Genomic DNA, 14,810 nt, shown 5'->3' on the forward strand with positions numbered 1-14,810 from the left:
GTACAAACAGAGGATGTGCGACGGACCGTGCCGGCTTCCCAGCATCAGGATAGAGCATACGCGTGTAACCATCATAAGCCGATGCCGCGCTTCTTTCCCAGGCTCCAATCCACGCCCCCCGTATCTGAACACACGACCCCGGTAACTTGATTGCCCAATCGCTTTTCGAGCGACGGCGACCAGGGCACCAGCTTGAATTCGAGTCCATTATCGATCATTGCGAGCCGGCCTGAAGCCAGCAAGAAACGCCGCCGGTAAATCCCAGCCACATGATTGCCGTTGGCAGCCTTCGTGAATGACAGGCCCGTCTCGGCGGCGATGCGGGCACCAAGCGATTCCACCTCATGATCGTGTAGTGTATCGATCAGTTTGCGGGCAAGAATGACGCGCTGTCCCTCGCGCCTGGCCAGATCGCGGCTGACAAGGTGATCTACCCGATCTTGCAGTGCCTGTCTTACGTCCTTGCCAAAGCCGCCGTCACCGAATTCGGCGGGCTCGCGTGCAACGAGTTGGCGATCGAGCCAAGTCGCGCCGGAAGCATGGACCTGCTGTTCGATTGAGAGGTCGGAGCGGACGGCGAGCGTGACCCGGCCACCGCCATTTGCACTCGCATCGCGACACAACTCCACGACCGAGCCCGGGTCGGAATCTCCTGCCGCATCAGGATCATAGAAGCGAATGTGGTGCGTGCGTCCATCGATGCCATCGACGATGGCATAGGCCGCGCCGCGCCGTTCGTCATCAAGGCCGCGTTCGAGCAGTCGGCCGATCACGGGCGCATCAATTTTTTCGGCGGCCAGCACGTAGTCGACTGTCCCCTTTTCTAGCCCATGCACGGTGAGACTGCGGTGCATGCGCTTGATGATGTCGCCGCGTTCACCGAGGGCGCGCAAAGTGGCCTCGGCCTCTTCGACCACCATCCATTGGCCGGGACGGATCTCGTTCGCGAGACCCAGGCATTCCAGTTGCCGCAGCCGGCCGACTTTGAGCCCAAGGAACTGGTCGGGATGGCGATCAGGGTGTGGCGCGAGATCAATGATACCATGACGGTCGGCGTCACGAACAAGCTGGCGATCGAGCTGCGTCCAGCGCTCATTGTCGACTTGGTGCTCGATGGCCTGGCGGATGTCGGGGTCGGTGCGGAGCCCAAGCGTCTGGGTGAGAATGTCGCTCGCCCGATCGCGCATGCCTTGGCGGATGTAGTCGCGCGAGATGACAAGACTCTCGCCATCGTCGGCAACGCCGCGAACGAGGATATGAACGTGCGGATGTTTGGTGTTCCAGTGATCGACGGCTATCCAGTCGAGCCTCGTGCCGAGGTCGCGCTCGATGTCGACCATCAGGTCACGAGTGAAGTTCTTGAGGTCGCCGAGCTCCATTGCGTCGTCCGGTGAAACGATGAAACGGAAGTGATGCCGATCGTCCTTGCAGCGATCGCAGAAGGCGTCATGATCTGCCTCTTTGGTCTCAGGGCCGAACATCCTGGCCTTCTCACCATCACGTGTAACACCTTCGCGGCGAAGATATTTGAGATGGGTGGCGAGTGGCGCAGACCCTCTGAACTGCCGCACCACACGGGTCTTGACGACGGCGCCGCGTGAGCGGTCAGAGATGAGGCGACTGGCGCGGATGCTCGCTGACCTGCCGCGGCCAAACGTTGAAGCTCGCGGGGAGGTGATCCGACCCTCGCACGTAAGGTGACCGCCGGCGCGCTGTGTGGCCGCAAGAGCCTGGAAGATGAAGGGTCGTGCGCGCTGGCCGGCGCGGGAGCGGATACGACCGGGGCGGACGCGAAAGGTATCGTCACGCTTCATGCTAGGCGGCCACGAGGTGCGGTTTCCATTGAAAGACTGAAAAAATGGGGATAGCGCACATCGCTGATTGTGGCAGCACATCGCGAAATGAGTCGAAAATTGTAAGGAAAACAATCGGCCGAACCGAGCCGCACCTCGCGGCCCTTTATCCTGCCACTCTCTCTGTCCTCATCTGCGGCCAACCCTTCCGCCGCAATTTCCGCGACGGAACAGGCCGGAATGGAATTGAGGAGGAACGTGGCGATCATCGCGATATGGCTAAAGAGGGCTGAGCGAATAGGCCGGAAACAGCGTGGTTCGATTGGAAATCGGTTTCACTCCGCCGTGGCTCGATCGCGGTCAGGTCCGCAACAGGATGGCCCATTGGCGACTGCATCGCTGACGAATGAATCGCCGCAAAGATCGTCTCGGCATAACCATTGCCATCCGATACAGCGGCGTTCCGAATGTCATGGGGATGCGCAAAGATCGTTGCACGGAGTGAGCTGGCTCTGCCCCTTCTTTGCCGCGGGCGCCGCGGACTGAGAACTGCACCATCGAGCAGCGGCGCGAGTTTCCTAACGTAGTCGACCGTCTCGCGTGGGAGCGGACGGCCGGTCGAGAGATGTTCCGTGTACCGACCAGGACCGGCATTGTAAGCGGCAAGAAAACCGCTGCGCCCGAAGCTGTCGAGCATTTCGCGAAGATATGCTGCACCTGCAAGAATGTTGTCACGCGGTCGATAGGGATCGTCACCGAGACGGTATTTGATGCGCAGTTCTTCCCACGTCGCCGGCATGATCTGCATCAAGCCCATTGCGCCCTTGCTTGAAAGCGCACGAACATCGCCGACGCTCTCAACATGCATGACGCCGCGCAGCAACCGCTCTGGAATCGCGAAGCGTTTTGACGCTTCCCGGATATGCCGCGACCACGGGCCAGCCGACAAGATCGTCGACTCGGAGTGCGCCGGCCGTTCACCAGAGGAAGCCGCTGCACCAGTTTCGGGCGCCACGAAGCCGAGCATGACACATGCGGCAAACGTCGTCATGCCTCTGTGGACTGCATCCCGCAGACCGCAGAACCGATGCACCGCCAGCCTGCGACGGTGTTCGCTTCCGTTAACGGCAGGGGCTCGCCGATCGAACCGGCTTTGCCAAAACTGTGATGAGATCGGTGTCCGGAGCCACAGGCAAGTGTCCGGCCCCCTCTGGGCTGTGTCGCGGGCGATCGGGTCGAAGGGTTTGACCGGCACGCAATGGATCAAAAGGGTTGGCGAGAAAGATTCGTCGAAGGGCTCCAGAAGCATCTGTTCAGCCTCGCCCGTCGCGCTTCGAGGATCGGTTCCAGTGCAGGCTCCAGACGCTGTTCTCTGCATCGGACCGGAACAGCTTGGCGCGGATCGGCTGCGTAAAGGACGGGTCGTCAATTGAGACGGAGAGGTAATCCCCCGCCTTGTCTCCGGCGCGGTCCCAAGCCGCACCGACCGCCATCCCTTCGCAATAGATCAGATAGTCGGGCGCGTTTTCGGTTTTTGATTTCTCGGCAGGCAGAATGGCAATCTTCGCCTCGATTGTTAGCGTGGAGAGATTGCCGAAGAAGCCGTCATCATTGCGCGTGAAGGTTCCGATCTGGGTCATTGCAGTGCTCCTTTCATGAGTGTTAGTGCGCGTTCAGCCGAGCCGTCACGGCTCGCTAGAAAGGGGATCGTTGGTGACCTCCAGCACCGGAGTGGTGGGCTCCGTGGTCCAGACGGGAACCGCGCGGCCAACGATTGATGAGAGCGGGAGCGGGCCGAAATAGCGGCTGTCAAAACTGTCGGCCGCACCCGGGTTCATAAGGAAGACGTCCGCCTCGGCAATGTCGCGGCAGCCCTGCCAGATGGGCAGGGGTCGACCGCGACTGTCACGCTCGCGCGCATGTCCATACGTCTTGCCGTTGACGATGATCGTTGTGCCTTGGCGACAGACGGTTGCGCCCCCCAGTGCTAAAATACGCTTCAGGAGCGGCACATTTTTCGGCAGATACCCGCGTCTTGCCATGAAGGCCGCCAATGGCTCGGGCGGCATGATGACGGCGATATCGGCAATACCGATTTTGTCGGCCGGCTGGACGCGATAGAGCCCGACGGGGATGCTCGCCGATGCGTTCCAGATGGACAGCGGCGGAGGGCTAATCCATGCCGGCGCCGCCGCGAGCACTGCGCCGCCAATCATCGTGGCGATGATCTTTGTGCGCTTGCTCATGACTCGATCCCGGGGCGCAGCAGGCAAGTTTTACGACGCTGGGCCGTGTATCGGCTCGGCTGCTCGCGTGGGGCTATCCGGCTGTGGACATGGCGCCGATTACGCGGCGACATGAACGTCAGGGTTTGCTGCTGTTTCGCCGCTACCACGCGCCGCAGTTGCAATCTCCTGGCTTGCGCGTGGATGGTTTGCGACGCAGCCCAGACCAGGATGGCAGCGTTCCAAATCGCTGCTATGCCGTGCACGCTTGCCGCCTCAACGCAGGTCGATTCTTCGCCCGCATGAGAATGGATCGGTCTCAGGTGGCGGGATTTCACCAACAAGACGAGTTGCCACGCCACAACGTCCTGCGTGCCGGGTGGAGGGAAGCCGGATGAGGGGACATGAGGCAGCGCAAATTGCTGCTGAACGGTCTCGCGATACTGCATTTCGGTGCGCCACAGATCAGGAGCTGCGGTCGCGCCTGCCGACATAGGCGGGCGCGCGGGCTGCATGGGGTTTTGCCGGCGGAACATAGGTCGCGTTGGCATCGCTGGTGGAGGTGCGTGCGCCCAGATCTATCCAAGCGTGCAGGTCGTTGATGTCGTAGAGAACGCGCCCGCCGACCTTTCGGTATTTTGGGCCGGTGCCGTAGGTCCGGTGCTTTTCGAGTGTGCGGGCGCAGAGCCCGACGATGTTTGCTGCCTCCTTCGTGCGCAAATACTTTTGGGGCGCGTCCGCGGGGCCCTTCGACATCGCTCGATCTCCATTCGGTTCTGCTGTCGTCCTGGCCTGCCGGGACGCGCGAAGTGGACCATGATCGAAATGAGGAAAGGCGAGGGAGGGCAAAGATTGGGGGGTGCGTTTTTGCTACCCCGAAGAAGGACTTCGGCGGCCGGACTTTTCGCTGCGGTTGTGGGGGTAGAAGAGAAGATCGCGATAGCCGCCGGCGACTAAAAAAGCTGCACGGCGTAAGATAGCTCGGACCTTGTGGCGGAGATGATGATCACGCCAATCTCGCGGCACAATCGACTCTTGCGAGAACAGCACCTCCGCGAGCTGACGATAGGTTGCACCCGTGCGGTGACCATCATGTGCGCGTAAATTGAGGATATGCCTGGTCTTGGTCTGTTGCGGCAGTGCGCCGTAGGATGGACCGGCTGCCCGGCCGTTCAGTGCGCGCCAGAACCGGCGCGCTGCATCGAGCCGCGTCTCGAATGCAGCGTCGAGCGGCAGAAGGATAGCGTTGAATTCACCGGCGCGGTCGTTAGCGACGAGATGACTTTTCCCAATTAAGGTAGACCAAATAATGTGAAGGCCTTCGTCCTGCGGCCAAACGCTGGCTCCGCCAAGGCTGGAAGGTCGAACTGTCTGATCGGATGCAGATACCCGCATGACCCGGAGCACGCGCGGCGAGGCCTGTTCCGTCCAGATGATATTGTCAGCTTTCGGAACTCCGGCAGCGGCAGTTTTGAAATCGCGCGCCCCAACGGGCGGCGAGATCGGGCTGACCGGCAGGTTCTCCAGAACCAGCGGGTTGCGATGCAAGCTGGCTGCACTCTGCCACGAATTCGTCATTCCGGATCAGATACTCGGCAGCGAACTCCGTGGCCTGGTAGCTGCACATATGTGCATACGCCGCCGGATCGGTCCAATCGCCTTGCACTGTTCCTGTCCCCGCCGTGTACCCGGATGTGAGGCGTCGGCGTCAACATTCAGGGGGATAAGGAAGTTGGATAGTTGGAGAGTCGGCAAAACATTATGCCGATTCAGCCAAGTGGAGCGCCGGTCGCGTCAGTGCGGAGCGCCGCCGGCGAGAAGATATCGGTAGCCGCTGGTCGTCATCCATCGCGCGCGGGCAAGATGGGTCTCCCAGGACCGGAACGCTCGTTCCGGCTCCTGCTCCGGGTCTATATGCAAGACGATCCTGGCCACCTCTCGCCAATCGGCATCTTCGGCTGCCGCGTCAAGCAGGCGAATATAGGTGAGCAGACGCTCCTCGTCATAGCCGGTCAGGACCGGTGCATCCGGCGCAATGTCGGCGACATCAGGATCGAGCAGCGGTTTAGGCATGGTATTTGACCGTTCATATTTCGATCGCGATCTCGAAGGAGCCGTCCTGCAGATCGAGCACCAATCATAGCGAATAGGAACGATCATTCCTAGAACGATAGTTCCCTTTCTGATCCCTAATCCGTCATGAACCTCAAGGAGATCATGGCGGCCAACATGCGTCGTCTGCGCCATGACCAGAACGTGACGCAGGAGGAACTGGCCGCCCGCTCTGGACTGAGCATGCGTTACGTGGGATCGATCGAGCGCGCTCGGGTCTCGGCCAGCATCAGTGTTCTTGGCAGGATCGCCACTGCGCTGAATGTGGACCCATGCGAGTTGATCAGAAAATCGGCACCGTGAGTTGACGCGGGAAGCACCGCGAATTTTCGATGATCGGCGAGGCAACATGCAGGAATGAAGTCTCCAGTCGCGAACACGACCGGTAGTCGCCCCACAGACCGACGGAGCTCGTTGCGCAGCGACTGCGCTCAACTTGTCGGGTAAAAGGAGAGCGGCCCCGCCCTGTTCGTCCGGGCGGAGCCTTGGTCGGGGCCTTACTCGGCGTCGCGGCGCCCGTTGGGGCGGGACCAGATGAGGCTGAAGCCTTCGCCTTCCTCATCGTTGAAGAGGTTGGCGTAGATCGGAGCAGTGAAGCTCGGATCGTCCAGCTTCATGCCGAGATAGTCGCGGCCGTCATTGGAGCGCTTGGACCATACGGCGCCGATCTCGACCTGCCCGACGAAGACACGGTGGCTGGGGGCGCTGTCGCCAGAGCGGTTGGTCTCGGGCACAACCCGGACGTTCTTGGTCTGGAGCGAGAGGGTCACGATTTCGCCGGTGAACTCGTTGTTGCCGGCCCTCTTGAAGGTTCCGATTATCGCCATGAGTTTTCTCCTTGAACTCTGTTTCGAGCCCGCACCATTGCGGCCTCGATGGCGATCGGCGGGCCGGAGGCGATCGACGCCGCATCGCTTGCGACCGCAGCGCCAGCGGAGGATGGCAGCCAGGCGACTTTGTTGTTTGGCGAGGAATGACGGCGCAGCCGGCAGGGGAAGAAAGTCGATCGGCGCCATTGCGGCTTAGGCGATCGAGGCGCAGCCGACCTTCGGCCGGATCAGCCCATTAAAGAGGCCGTTTGGAGCGGCCCACCAGATAGAGACATCAACGGAGAACCTGGCGATACCGTCGCTGGCGAAATCCCGGCTACGACGATCAGCGGCGTCGATGCTCCTCTGTACAGGCATTGCGAGTCGCAAGCTGTTGTCAGCACCGCGCTTAAGCCAGGGTTCAAGTCACGGCTGACGTGCATCACCGGATATCCGCTATCTCTGGAACGAGACGGCACGCCGTGGTGGATTCGAACTGTGCGTCGCGCGATGCCGTGTCAGCGACAACGCTAACAATGCGACGGCCGCTCAAGAACAAGCATCCTGCCCACGCCGGTGTTCGATGAGTTCGGCCAGATCCGGCCCCTGTTCGGTTGAACAGGCGTCGTTATTCGCAGCTGTGATGCCAGCTGCGACGCAGCTGAAACGTTGACGGCAAGCGTGACGGCGTCGCGCGCCTTTGCCAGGGCGCGGACTTGAGTATCGCATAAGACGGGCGGCGCCGCGCCGCCCGACCGTATTGTACAATCGACAAATGGTAGGGCGGGCAGCGCTTACGCGCCGCCTCCCTTGGGGCGGAAGTCGAGGACTGGGATGCCGAGCTTTTTTGCCTTGTCAGCAAGATTGTCCTGAATTCCGGTCCCGGGAAAGACGATGACGCCTATCGGCAGCAACTCCAGCATTGCGTCATTGCGCTTGAACGGAGCGGCTTTGGCATGCCTTGTCCAATCAGGGGCAAAGCCGATTTGGGGTACCTTGCGATGATCTGCCCAACAGGAGGCGATTTTTTCGCCACCCTTCGGCGATTTCCCGTGCATCAAGACCATGTCGGGATGCCGGGCGTGGACCTGGTCGAGCTTGGCCCAGATAAGCTGGTGGTCATTGAAGTCGAGCCCAGCGGTGAAGGCGATTTTCGGGCCAGGTGGCAGAAGGACTTCCTGCGAGGCACGTTTCTTGGCGCTGAGAAAGTCGCGGCTGTCGATCAGCGCAGAGGTCAGGTTGCGGTGGTTGACCATCGATCCGCTGCGCGGTCGCCAACTGGATCCGGTGTGGCGCTCATAGTCCTCCGCGGCCTGATCACGCATCAGTTCGAAGGCGCTTTGGCGTTCGATCAGCGTCTGCCCTTCGGCCGTCAGGCGTTCCAGCTCGACGGATTTCACTTCGCTGCCGTCCTGCTCACACTGGCTGCGGCGTTGCGCCTGCTCGTTGTGGTCGAGCTCGCGCTCGATCCGATCTGCGGCGCGGTGAAAGATGTTGACGGTCGACCATAGAAGATCGTCGAGATCGGGCTCGAGGCGAGTGTCTTGCAGTGCCACGATGAGGGCGTCGAAGATGTCGGCGATCGCGCCGGCGACGCAGTGGCCCTCTGGAAGCGGTCGAGGATCAGGCTCATCTGCGAAGGGCCGGTAGCCATAGAGCTGGAGTTCGGTGAGGACTTGGTCGATGGGTGAAGACGAGTGCTGTGGTTCGTAGTCGTTATGCTCGCTCATTGGATGCTCCGCCGGTTGGACCGCGACCCTCGCGGCCTTCATGGCGACGGAAGCCGGCGGACGGGACGGACCTGCACCCGCAGCGAAGCGAAGGGCCGGAGTGTCAGCGGAGGAGGGGGAAGGCCGGCTATTTTGCTTCGCGATGGAAAGCGCTCCCTTGGGAGCGCGCCGGAAAATAGTCGGCCGAAGACATTGCGGGTCTGGCTCGTTTGCTGGCCGATCGCCCTCTCGAAGGCCCGCAGGCGCGGTTCTCTCCGACTTCGGGGGCATCCGAGCGATGCAAGCGACAGCGGACAGGTTGTTCGTTCCAAATTATCCCGCCACTGCCATGAAACGGGCGATGTCCTGCGGCGCGAGCTGGACACGCGCGCGTGCTCGAAGATCATCCACGCCAAGCGTACAGAGATCTTCGTTGAAGTCTCCAAGTGTCGGCGAGAGCACAATCGCCTCAATCCCGGCAGCATTCGCTCTTTTGATCAAGGTGTCACGTGCGCCGTCGCCGGCTGGATCGGCATCGCGCACGATGTAGAGCCGTCTCAGCGTGAGGGGGAACAGCATGGCAGCGAGATGGGCTGCCGAGAGTGCCGCTGCCATAGCCATATCGGGCAGGATGCACCGAAGCGACAAGACGGTCTCGATGCCTTCGCCGCCCGCCATGACGTCGCCCGGCAGGCCAAAGCGAACCGCGTGACCAAGAAGATCGCCCATCGCGCGCTTCGGCGTACCGACCGGTGCCTTGCCCCTGCCGGAAGGATCAAGCCAGGTGCGATGTGCGCCAGTCAAATGGCCGTCGAGATCGGTGACGGAAGCGATCATCGCCGGCCAGGTCTCGGTCGGCGCGTGTTCGTCGGGCCGGTAGTAGCAGTGCGGGTGAAAACGCAGGCTTTCGGTCCCGTGCAAAGCGGTAATACTGCGGTTGCGCAGATACGCCTCTACGACTGTACCCGCAATCGGCTGCGACATCGCAAACAGCCGACGCGCTGCTCCCGATGATCCGGATGGCGTGTCTACCGATTTCGAAGGGGGAGACGTCTGCTCTGGTTCGGGATGCGGCAAGCCGAGAAACGTCATTGCTTCATTCGCGACGTCCTTGAAGTTGCTGAAGCCGCGGCTTTCGCGGATGACGTCTAGAAGGTCGCCATGCTCGCCAGTCGCCGCATCGGCCCACTTGCCGGCGGCTCCTTTTCCGTTCGCTGACCCGACGAGACGCACGAACATTGAGCGGCCCGGCGTGTTTTGCACATCGCCGACAAGCCAGTAGCGGCCCTCACGATGCCCGTTCGAAAGATAATAGCGACAAACCGCCTCAGCCTGCTGGCCGAGGCGGTGCGCCAGTTCTGACGCACCGTGGCGGGCCATCACGCGTCCTCCCGCGTGTCGATGCGCTGGACTGGATAAGCCTTCAGCAACTTGCCCAGAATTGCGGGTCCAGATGAGTCGGCGGGCACGAACATGCGCAGCTTCCAGGAGATGATCTCTCGGAAGAGGCCGTAAGCCGAAAGACGGTCACGCATTGTGTCATTGAAGCCCGTCAGCTCGATTCGGCTGACGCCCATGAGGCGGCTGCGCCGAAGCTGCAGACCATCGGCGAGATCGAGGATCGTTCGACCGCCCAGAAGCGCAACGAAAGCATCACTGGCTGTGATCGAAGGCGAGCTTGTTGCCAGTGCGCCCGCGATCCATGCTGGCGGGACCTGACGACCGATGATGCGCTCGCCATCGTCAGTCTGGAGCCGGTACACACGTGAGAATTCCCTGGGCAGACGCTTCCAGATCGGCAGCAGCATGCCGGCAACGACATGGATAGTGCTGTCCGTGAATTCGGGCACGTCAGCCGTCTCGACACTCCAGGCGTCAGCGAATGCAGCCTGCTCAGCCTCAACCCAGTGGCTCTCCGCCATCATCTTCAATGAGGCCTGATGGTGCTCCATCGGCCGGATCAGCCGGACGCGCCATTCGATCTCGCCGTTGTCCAGCATCAGCGCGGGCGCTGGCACCTGTACGGCGGCGCGGCCGGATCGGTTGTTGACCAGGAGCTTCGCGCGGGGATCGTGAAGCTGGGCAAGGGCATCGGCAAGTGAAACGGGTCGATTGCGCTTGCGCTGGGCGATGGTCAGCAGTCGCGTTTCCGCACCGGTGGCGGCATGGACATGGATGACGCGTCGCTCGGTGACGACGAAGCTCTCCGCACGCAGTGTTTCCAAGCCGATGTCGTAGGCGCCGGAGGCGATGGCGCCCTCGATTTTCGCATTTAGCAATTGCTCGAAGGCCGTAAACAGGACGGTTTGAAGCGCGATGGTGAGCGCCAGCAGCCGATTGAGGAAGGTCGTGATCGGCGGCAGCTCGTCCTTGATGCCGGTGGAATCCGTCAGCGTGAGGCCGGTCGCCTCCTCGAACATCTGGAGTGAGCAGCCGTCCACCTTGCCGCGAACCAGCAGCAGGTAAAGCTGCCGCAGCGCGTCGCGGGCATAGTGCGACTCCAGATTGTCCTCAGGGCGAAATAGGCCCTGTCCGCCGGTCTGGCGCTGGCCGCGAGTAATGGCGCCCAATGTGTCGAGGCGCCGGGCTATCGTCGAGAGAAAGCGCTTCTCAGCCTTCACATCGGTTGCAACCGGCCGGAACAGCGGCGGCTGCGCCTGGTTCGTGCGGTTGGTGCGCCCCAAACCCTGGATGGCGGCATCGGCCCTCCAGCCCGGCTCGAGCAGATAGTGAACTCGAAGGCGGCGGTTCTTCGCAGTGAGATCAGCGTGATAGCTGCGGCCAGTGCCACCGGCGTCGGAAAACACCAATATGCGCTTGCAGTCATCCATGAATGCCTGTGCCTCGGCGAGATTGGCCGATCCGGCGCGGTTTTCGACGATAAGGCGATCGATGCCTCGAGTGCTGGTCTTGGGCACGATGCGGCGCGACCGGCCTGTCACTTCCGCTACGAGGTCGGTACCGAAGCGCTGTACGATCTGATCGAGAGCCCCCGGGACGGGGGCCAGTGAAGCGAGTTGCTCGATGAGGCGATCGCGGCGGGCGACCGCTTCGCGGCTCTCCACGGGCTGGCCGTCGCGATAGACCGGACGTGACGACAAATTGCCTTCGCTGTCGGTGAACGGCTCATAGAGTTGCACCGGGAACGAATGCTGCAGATACGAGAGGACATATTCGCGCGGCGTGATGTCGACGCGAACGTCGTTCCATTCCTCGGTTGGAATTTCAGCGAGGCGCCGTTCCATCAGTGCCTCGCCGGTCGAGACGATCTGGATGACGGCGGCATGGCCTTGATGGAGATCGCGCTCGATCGAGCGTATCAGGGTCGGCGTCTTCATGCCGGTGAGCAAATGGCCGAAGAAGCGCTGTTTCGTGCTCTCGAAAGCCGAACGTGCAGCCGACTTTGCCTGACGGTTTAGTGTGCCGGTCTCGCCTGTGATGTTGGCGGCCCGCATCGCGGCGTCGAGATTATTATGAATGACACTAAACGCTCCGGCGTAGGCGTCGTAAATGCGGGTCTGCTCGGGGGTAAGCTGATGCTCGACCAGCTCGTATTCGACACCGTCGTAAGAGAGCGATCGGGCCGTATAGAGACCGAGTGCGCGAAGGTCTCGGGCCAGCACTTCCATGGCGGCAACGCCGCCAGCCTCGATCGTCTCGACAAATTCGGCCCTGGTCGCGAAGGGCAAATCGTCGCCACCCCACAGGCCCAAACGCTGCGCGTAGGCGAGGTTGTGGACGGTGGTTGCTCCCGTCGCCGAGGCATAGACGACGCGGGCGTTCGGCAGGGCGTTTTGGAGGCGGAGCCCGGCGCGTCCCTGCTGTGAGGCGGCGACGTCGCCGCGCTCTCCCTTGCCGCCTGCCGCGTTCTGCATAGCGTGGCTTTCGTCGAAAATGATCACTCCGTCGAAGTCGGTGCCCAACCATTCGACGATCTGCCGCACGCGCGACATCTTCTCACCGCGTTCGTCGGAGCGCAGCGTTGCGTAGGTGGTGAAAAGGACCCCTTGATCGAGGCGGATGGCCTTGCCCTGCGGGAACCGCGACAGCGGCGTGACCAGCAGGCGCTCCATGCTGAGAGCAGACCAGTCGCGCTGGGCGTCTTCGATCAGCTTGTCGGATTTGGAGATCCACACCGCCTTGCGGCGGCCCTGCATCCAACTGTCCAGGATGATGCCTGCGGACTGGCGGCCCTTGCCGGCGCCCGTCCCGTCGCCGAGCATGAAGCCCCGGCGGAATCGCACGGCGTGCGCGGCATCGTCGCGCGCGGCAGAGACAAGGTCGAAGGTGTCGTCCACCGTCCAGGAACCGGCGAGGAACTCCGAATGGGCCTCGCCGGCATAGATGACTGTTTCTAGCTGCGCGTCGGACAAGAGGCCGTCGCTGACAACCTTGGCAGGAAGAATCGGCCGGTAGCTCGGCTTCGGCGGAGCAACGGATGCCATTGCCGCCGATTGGACCAGCTTGGTCGGATGCGGATGGGCGCCCGGAATACGGATCGCCTGCAACCCGTACTCCTCATAGATGCCATCGGTGATGTGCCTACTTTCGGCAGGCGTCCAGTCCAATGTCTCGTAAGCAAGCTCGTTGCCTTCCGGCGTGGCAAGGCTGCGCACCGGAGTGGAACCTGCGGATCTGGCGAGATCACCGCGCACGATGCGCGCTGTGGGCCCCAGTGCCTTGACGGCGGGCGCAAAGACCGAAGCGCTGACCGGCGGCCGCGCGGGAACATGTTCGCCAATCCAGGCGATCAGGGTGGCGACATCGGGCGCCGTGCCGGCTGATGCTGGAAAGGTGCCTGGATTGTCGGCCGGCAGTTTGTCGATGACGGTCAGCCGGGTCTCGACGGTGGTGCCATGCCTGGCATAGATGGCGCCGTCGATCGCGGCGGTGAACACAACGCGACCGCGCTCCTGGAGCCTGACGAAGGACCCGCGCCAGATGGGCAGCTCTGGGGAAAAATTTGCCCCAGTGATTGCGACAAGCCGCCCACCCTCGGCGAGCCGGGCCAGCGCAGAGGCGACGTGGCGGTAGGCAGCGTCGGGCATGCGGCCGCTGACATTAGCAAGCACCGAGAATGGCGGGTTCATCAGCACGACGCTCGGCACTATGCCTGGATCGAGATGATCATCGATATGCGCTGCGTTGAAGCGGGTGACGGGGATGGCCGGAAAGAGCAACGAGAGAAGCCCGGCGCGGGCCTCGGCCAGTTCGTTGAGCAGCAGTGTGCCGCCGCTGATCTCGGCCAGAATAGCAAGTAACCGGTGCCGGCGGAGGGCTCCAGCACGCGATCGGCAGGGGTGATTGCCGCAGCAGTCACGGCCGCCAGACCGAGCGGAATGGGGGTGCTGAACTGCTGAAGCGCTTCGGTCTCTTCGGAGCGGCGCGTGTGAGTTGGGAACAGGCCGGCGATCTTGCCCAGCATCGGAAGTGCGGCGGCCGGAGAACCGGCTTTGCGGAAAAGCGACTTTCCGAATTTGCGCAGGAACAGCACCGTCGCGACTTCGCAAGCCTCATAGGCTGATTTCCAGTCCCATGCTCCGGATGCGTCGGAGGCACCGAAGGCAGCTTCCATGGCCAAGCGAAGGTTCGGGGCGTCGAGGCGCTGACCGCGTTGGAGATCGGGTAGAAGGAACTGCGCCGCGCGGTGGATGGCGGCAGCTGGTTCGACCGCGGGGGATGAGACAAGCGGAAGCGGTACTGCCGGAGCGGCAGTCTTCGAAGAAGCATCAAGCATGGAGAAAACCTCAAGGAGAGCGGAACGGGAATGAACCGGGCGGCCCTCTCTCTCGACCAATCCGGCTCAAATCCGCCCTGGCGGCCTCTCCCCTCTGGACTGCGGTCCTGCCGATAACGATCCTTCTTCGATCCAGGCGCTGCGCCGCTACCCGCCGTCAGTCCAACGACGACAGCGGCAACGCGGTTGGCAGCCCCGGGGCGACACCTTGGCACGCTGTGGGGACTGCGGGCAGCAGCCGCCGAGCGAGAAGGACGCGGCAGAAGCGGCCAATTGGCTTTGCCAGTGTGATCCGGTAGGGGTAGGAAAGGGCGCGGGGGGGGCCCCCCCCCCCCCCGCCGGGGGCGGGATTTTTGGGATTTTAACAAAAACCCGCCCCCCCGCCCACGGTACAAGGGGGGTTTCGGGGTGTTGGTTGTAAAAAA

14 protein-coding genes and 1 pseudogene are annotated in these 14,810 nt (G+C 62.3%); 1 reads left to right on the forward strand and 14 read right to left on the reverse strand.

The window, feature by feature from the left end; translation table 11 throughout:
* Nucleotides 1–71: 71 nt before the first annotated feature.
* The 10 genes from NKJ72_RS09320 to NKJ72_RS09365 all read right to left on the reverse strand — a co-directional run bounded on the left by NKJ72_RS09320 (nt 72) and on the right by NKJ72_RS09365 (nt 6,091).
* The gene (locus NKJ72_RS09320; protein WP_352476757.1) at nt 72–1,814 is read right to left on the reverse strand and encodes a relaxase/mobilization nuclease domain-containing protein; all 1,743 of its coding nucleotides are present in this window, start codon (nt 1,812–1,814) and stop codon (nt 72–74) included.
* Entirely contained in the window at nt 1,811–2,062 is a 252-nt protein-coding gene (locus tag NKJ72_RS09325; RefSeq protein WP_254818547.1) for a hypothetical protein, read from the reverse strand. The genes NKJ72_RS09320 and NKJ72_RS09325 overlap by 4 nt, the downstream gene beginning before the upstream one ends.
* Nucleotides 2,059–3,102, reverse strand: a complete 1,044-nt coding sequence (locus NKJ72_RS09330; RefSeq protein ID WP_352476758.1) for a lytic transglycosylase domain-containing protein — start codon at nt 3,100–3,102, stop codon at nt 2,059–2,061. The genes NKJ72_RS09325 and NKJ72_RS09330 overlap by 4 nt, the downstream gene beginning before the upstream one ends.
* A gap of 4 nt (nt 3,103–3,106) precedes the next feature.
* On the reverse strand, nt 3,107–3,433 hold the full coding sequence (locus tag NKJ72_RS09335; protein ID WP_352476759.1) for a DUF736 domain-containing protein: 327 nt from the start codon (nt 3,431–3,433) through the stop codon (nt 3,107–3,109).
* Nucleotides 3,434–3,478: 45 nt separating this feature from the next.
* Nucleotides 3,479–4,039, reverse strand: coding sequence for a S26 family signal peptidase (locus NKJ72_RS09340; RefSeq protein WP_352476760.1), 561 nt, complete (start codon nt 4,037–4,039; stop codon nt 3,479–3,481).
* The gene (locus NKJ72_RS09345; protein ID WP_352476761.1) at nt 4,036–4,467 is read right to left on the reverse strand and encodes a replication initiator protein A; all 432 of its coding nucleotides are present in this window, start codon (nt 4,465–4,467) and stop codon (nt 4,036–4,038) included. Before NKJ72_RS09345 ends, NKJ72_RS09340 begins: the two co-directional genes overlap by 4 nt.
* A gap of 16 nt (nt 4,468–4,483) precedes the next feature.
* Nucleotides 4,484–4,774 (reverse strand): helix-turn-helix transcriptional regulator, encoded by a 291-nt coding sequence (locus tag NKJ72_RS09350; RefSeq protein WP_254818552.1) that lies wholly within the window; start codon nt 4,772–4,774, stop codon nt 4,484–4,486.
* A gap of 114 nt (nt 4,775–4,888) precedes the next feature.
* Nucleotides 4,889–5,413 carry a DUF2285 domain-containing protein gene (locus NKJ72_RS09355; protein WP_352476762.1) on the reverse strand — a complete coding sequence of 175 codons (525 nt, stop codon included), beginning with the start codon at nt 5,411–5,413 and terminating at the stop codon, nt 4,889–4,891.
* A 46-nt stretch (nt 5,414–5,459) separates the two neighbouring features.
* Nucleotides 5,460–5,645 carry a transcriptional regulator domain-containing protein gene (locus NKJ72_RS09360; protein WP_352476789.1) on the reverse strand — a complete coding sequence of 62 codons (186 nt, stop codon included), beginning with the start codon at nt 5,643–5,645 and terminating at the stop codon, nt 5,460–5,462.
* A 167-nt stretch (nt 5,646–5,812) separates the two neighbouring features.
* Nucleotides 5,813–6,091, reverse strand: coding sequence for a DNA -binding domain-containing protein (locus tag NKJ72_RS09365; protein ID WP_254818554.1), 279 nt, complete (start codon nt 6,089–6,091; stop codon nt 5,813–5,815).
* A gap of 126 nt (nt 6,092–6,217) precedes the next feature.
* On the opposite strand from NKJ72_RS09365, the gene NKJ72_RS09370 reads away from it, so the two are divergent.
* Nucleotides 6,218–6,433 (forward strand): helix-turn-helix domain-containing protein, encoded by a 216-nt coding sequence (locus NKJ72_RS09370; RefSeq protein ID WP_023674290.1) that lies wholly within the window; start codon nt 6,218–6,220, stop codon nt 6,431–6,433.
* A gap of 194 nt (nt 6,434–6,627) precedes the next feature.
* On the opposite strand, the gene NKJ72_RS09375 is transcribed toward NKJ72_RS09370, so the two are convergent.
* The 4 genes and pseudogenes from NKJ72_RS09375 to NKJ72_RS09390 form a co-directional block, all read right to left on the reverse strand.
* Complete coding sequence (locus NKJ72_RS09375) at nt 6,628–6,957, reverse strand: DUF736 domain-containing protein (RefSeq protein ID WP_352476763.1); 330 nt, start codon at nt 6,955–6,957, stop codon at nt 6,628–6,630.
* Nucleotides 6,958–7,733: 776 nt separating this feature from the next.
* Nucleotides 7,734–8,669, reverse strand: a complete 936-nt coding sequence (locus NKJ72_RS09380; RefSeq protein ID WP_352476764.1) for a DUF2493 domain-containing protein — start codon at nt 8,667–8,669, stop codon at nt 7,734–7,736.
* A gap of 312 nt (nt 8,670–8,981) precedes the next feature.
* A complete protein-coding gene (locus NKJ72_RS09385) occupies nt 8,982–10,028 on the reverse strand; it encodes a DUF7146 domain-containing protein (protein ID WP_254818556.1) in 1,047 nt (348 codons plus the stop codon).
* Nucleotides 10,028–14,385 (reverse strand): annotated as a pseudogene (locus tag NKJ72_RS09390) (strawberry notch-like NTP hydrolase domain-containing protein). Before NKJ72_RS09390 ends, NKJ72_RS09385 begins: the two are co-directional and overlap by 1 nt.
* Between the last annotated feature and the right edge of the window lie 425 nt (nt 14,386–14,810).

Source organism: Mesorhizobium sp. M0045, assembly GCF_040323385.1.
Classification (GTDB): domain Bacteria; phylum Pseudomonadota; class Alphaproteobacteria; order Rhizobiales; family Rhizobiaceae; genus Mesorhizobium.

Excerpts from the sequence above, each read along its gene's own strand:
- NKJ72_RS09320 (WP_352476757.1), bottom strand. The coding sequence starts at position 1,814 with ATGAAGCGTGACGATACCTTTCGCGTCCGCCCCGGTCGTATCCGCTCC.
- NKJ72_RS09325 (WP_254818547.1), bottom strand. The coding sequence starts at position 2,062 with ATGATCGCCACGTTCCTCCTCAATTCCATTCCGGCCTGTTCCGTCGCG.
- NKJ72_RS09330 (WP_352476758.1), bottom strand. The coding sequence starts at position 3,102 with ATGCTTCTGGAGCCCTTCGACGAATCTTTCTCGCCAACCCTTTTGATC.
- NKJ72_RS09335 (WP_352476759.1), bottom strand. The coding sequence starts at position 3,433 with ATGACCCAGATCGGAACCTTCACGCGCAATGATGACGGCTTCTTCGGC.
- NKJ72_RS09340 (WP_352476760.1), bottom strand. The coding sequence starts at position 4,039 with ATGAGCAAGCGCACAAAGATCATCGCCACGATGATTGGCGGCGCAGTG.
- NKJ72_RS09345 (WP_352476761.1), bottom strand. The coding sequence starts at position 4,467 with ATGCAGTATCGCGAGACCGTTCAGCAGCAATTTGCGCTGCCTCATGTC.
- NKJ72_RS09350 (WP_254818552.1), bottom strand. The coding sequence starts at position 4,774 with ATGTCGAAGGGCCCCGCGGACGCGCCCCAAAAGTATTTGCGCACGAAG.
- NKJ72_RS09355 (WP_352476762.1), bottom strand. The coding sequence starts at position 5,413 with ATGCGGGTATCTGCATCCGATCAGACAGTTCGACCTTCCAGCCTTGGC.
- NKJ72_RS09360 (WP_352476789.1), bottom strand. The coding sequence starts at position 5,645 with ATGTGCAGCTACCAGGCCACGGAGTTCGCTGCCGAGTATCTGATCCGG.
- NKJ72_RS09365 (WP_254818554.1), bottom strand. The coding sequence starts at position 6,091 with ATGCCTAAACCGCTGCTCGATCCTGATGTCGCCGACATTGCGCCGGAT.
- NKJ72_RS09370 (WP_023674290.1), top strand. The coding sequence starts at position 6,218 with ATGAACCTCAAGGAGATCATGGCGGCCAACATGCGTCGTCTGCGCCAT.
- NKJ72_RS09375 (WP_352476763.1), bottom strand. The coding sequence starts at position 6,957 with ATGGCGATAATCGGAACCTTCAAGAGGGCCGGCAACAACGAGTTCACC.
- NKJ72_RS09380 (WP_352476764.1), bottom strand. The coding sequence starts at position 8,669 with ATGAGCGAGCATAACGACTACGAACCACAGCACTCGTCTTCACCCATC.
- NKJ72_RS09385 (WP_254818556.1), bottom strand. The coding sequence starts at position 10,028 with ATGGCCCGCCACGGTGCGTCAGAACTGGCGCACCGCCTCGGCCAGCAG.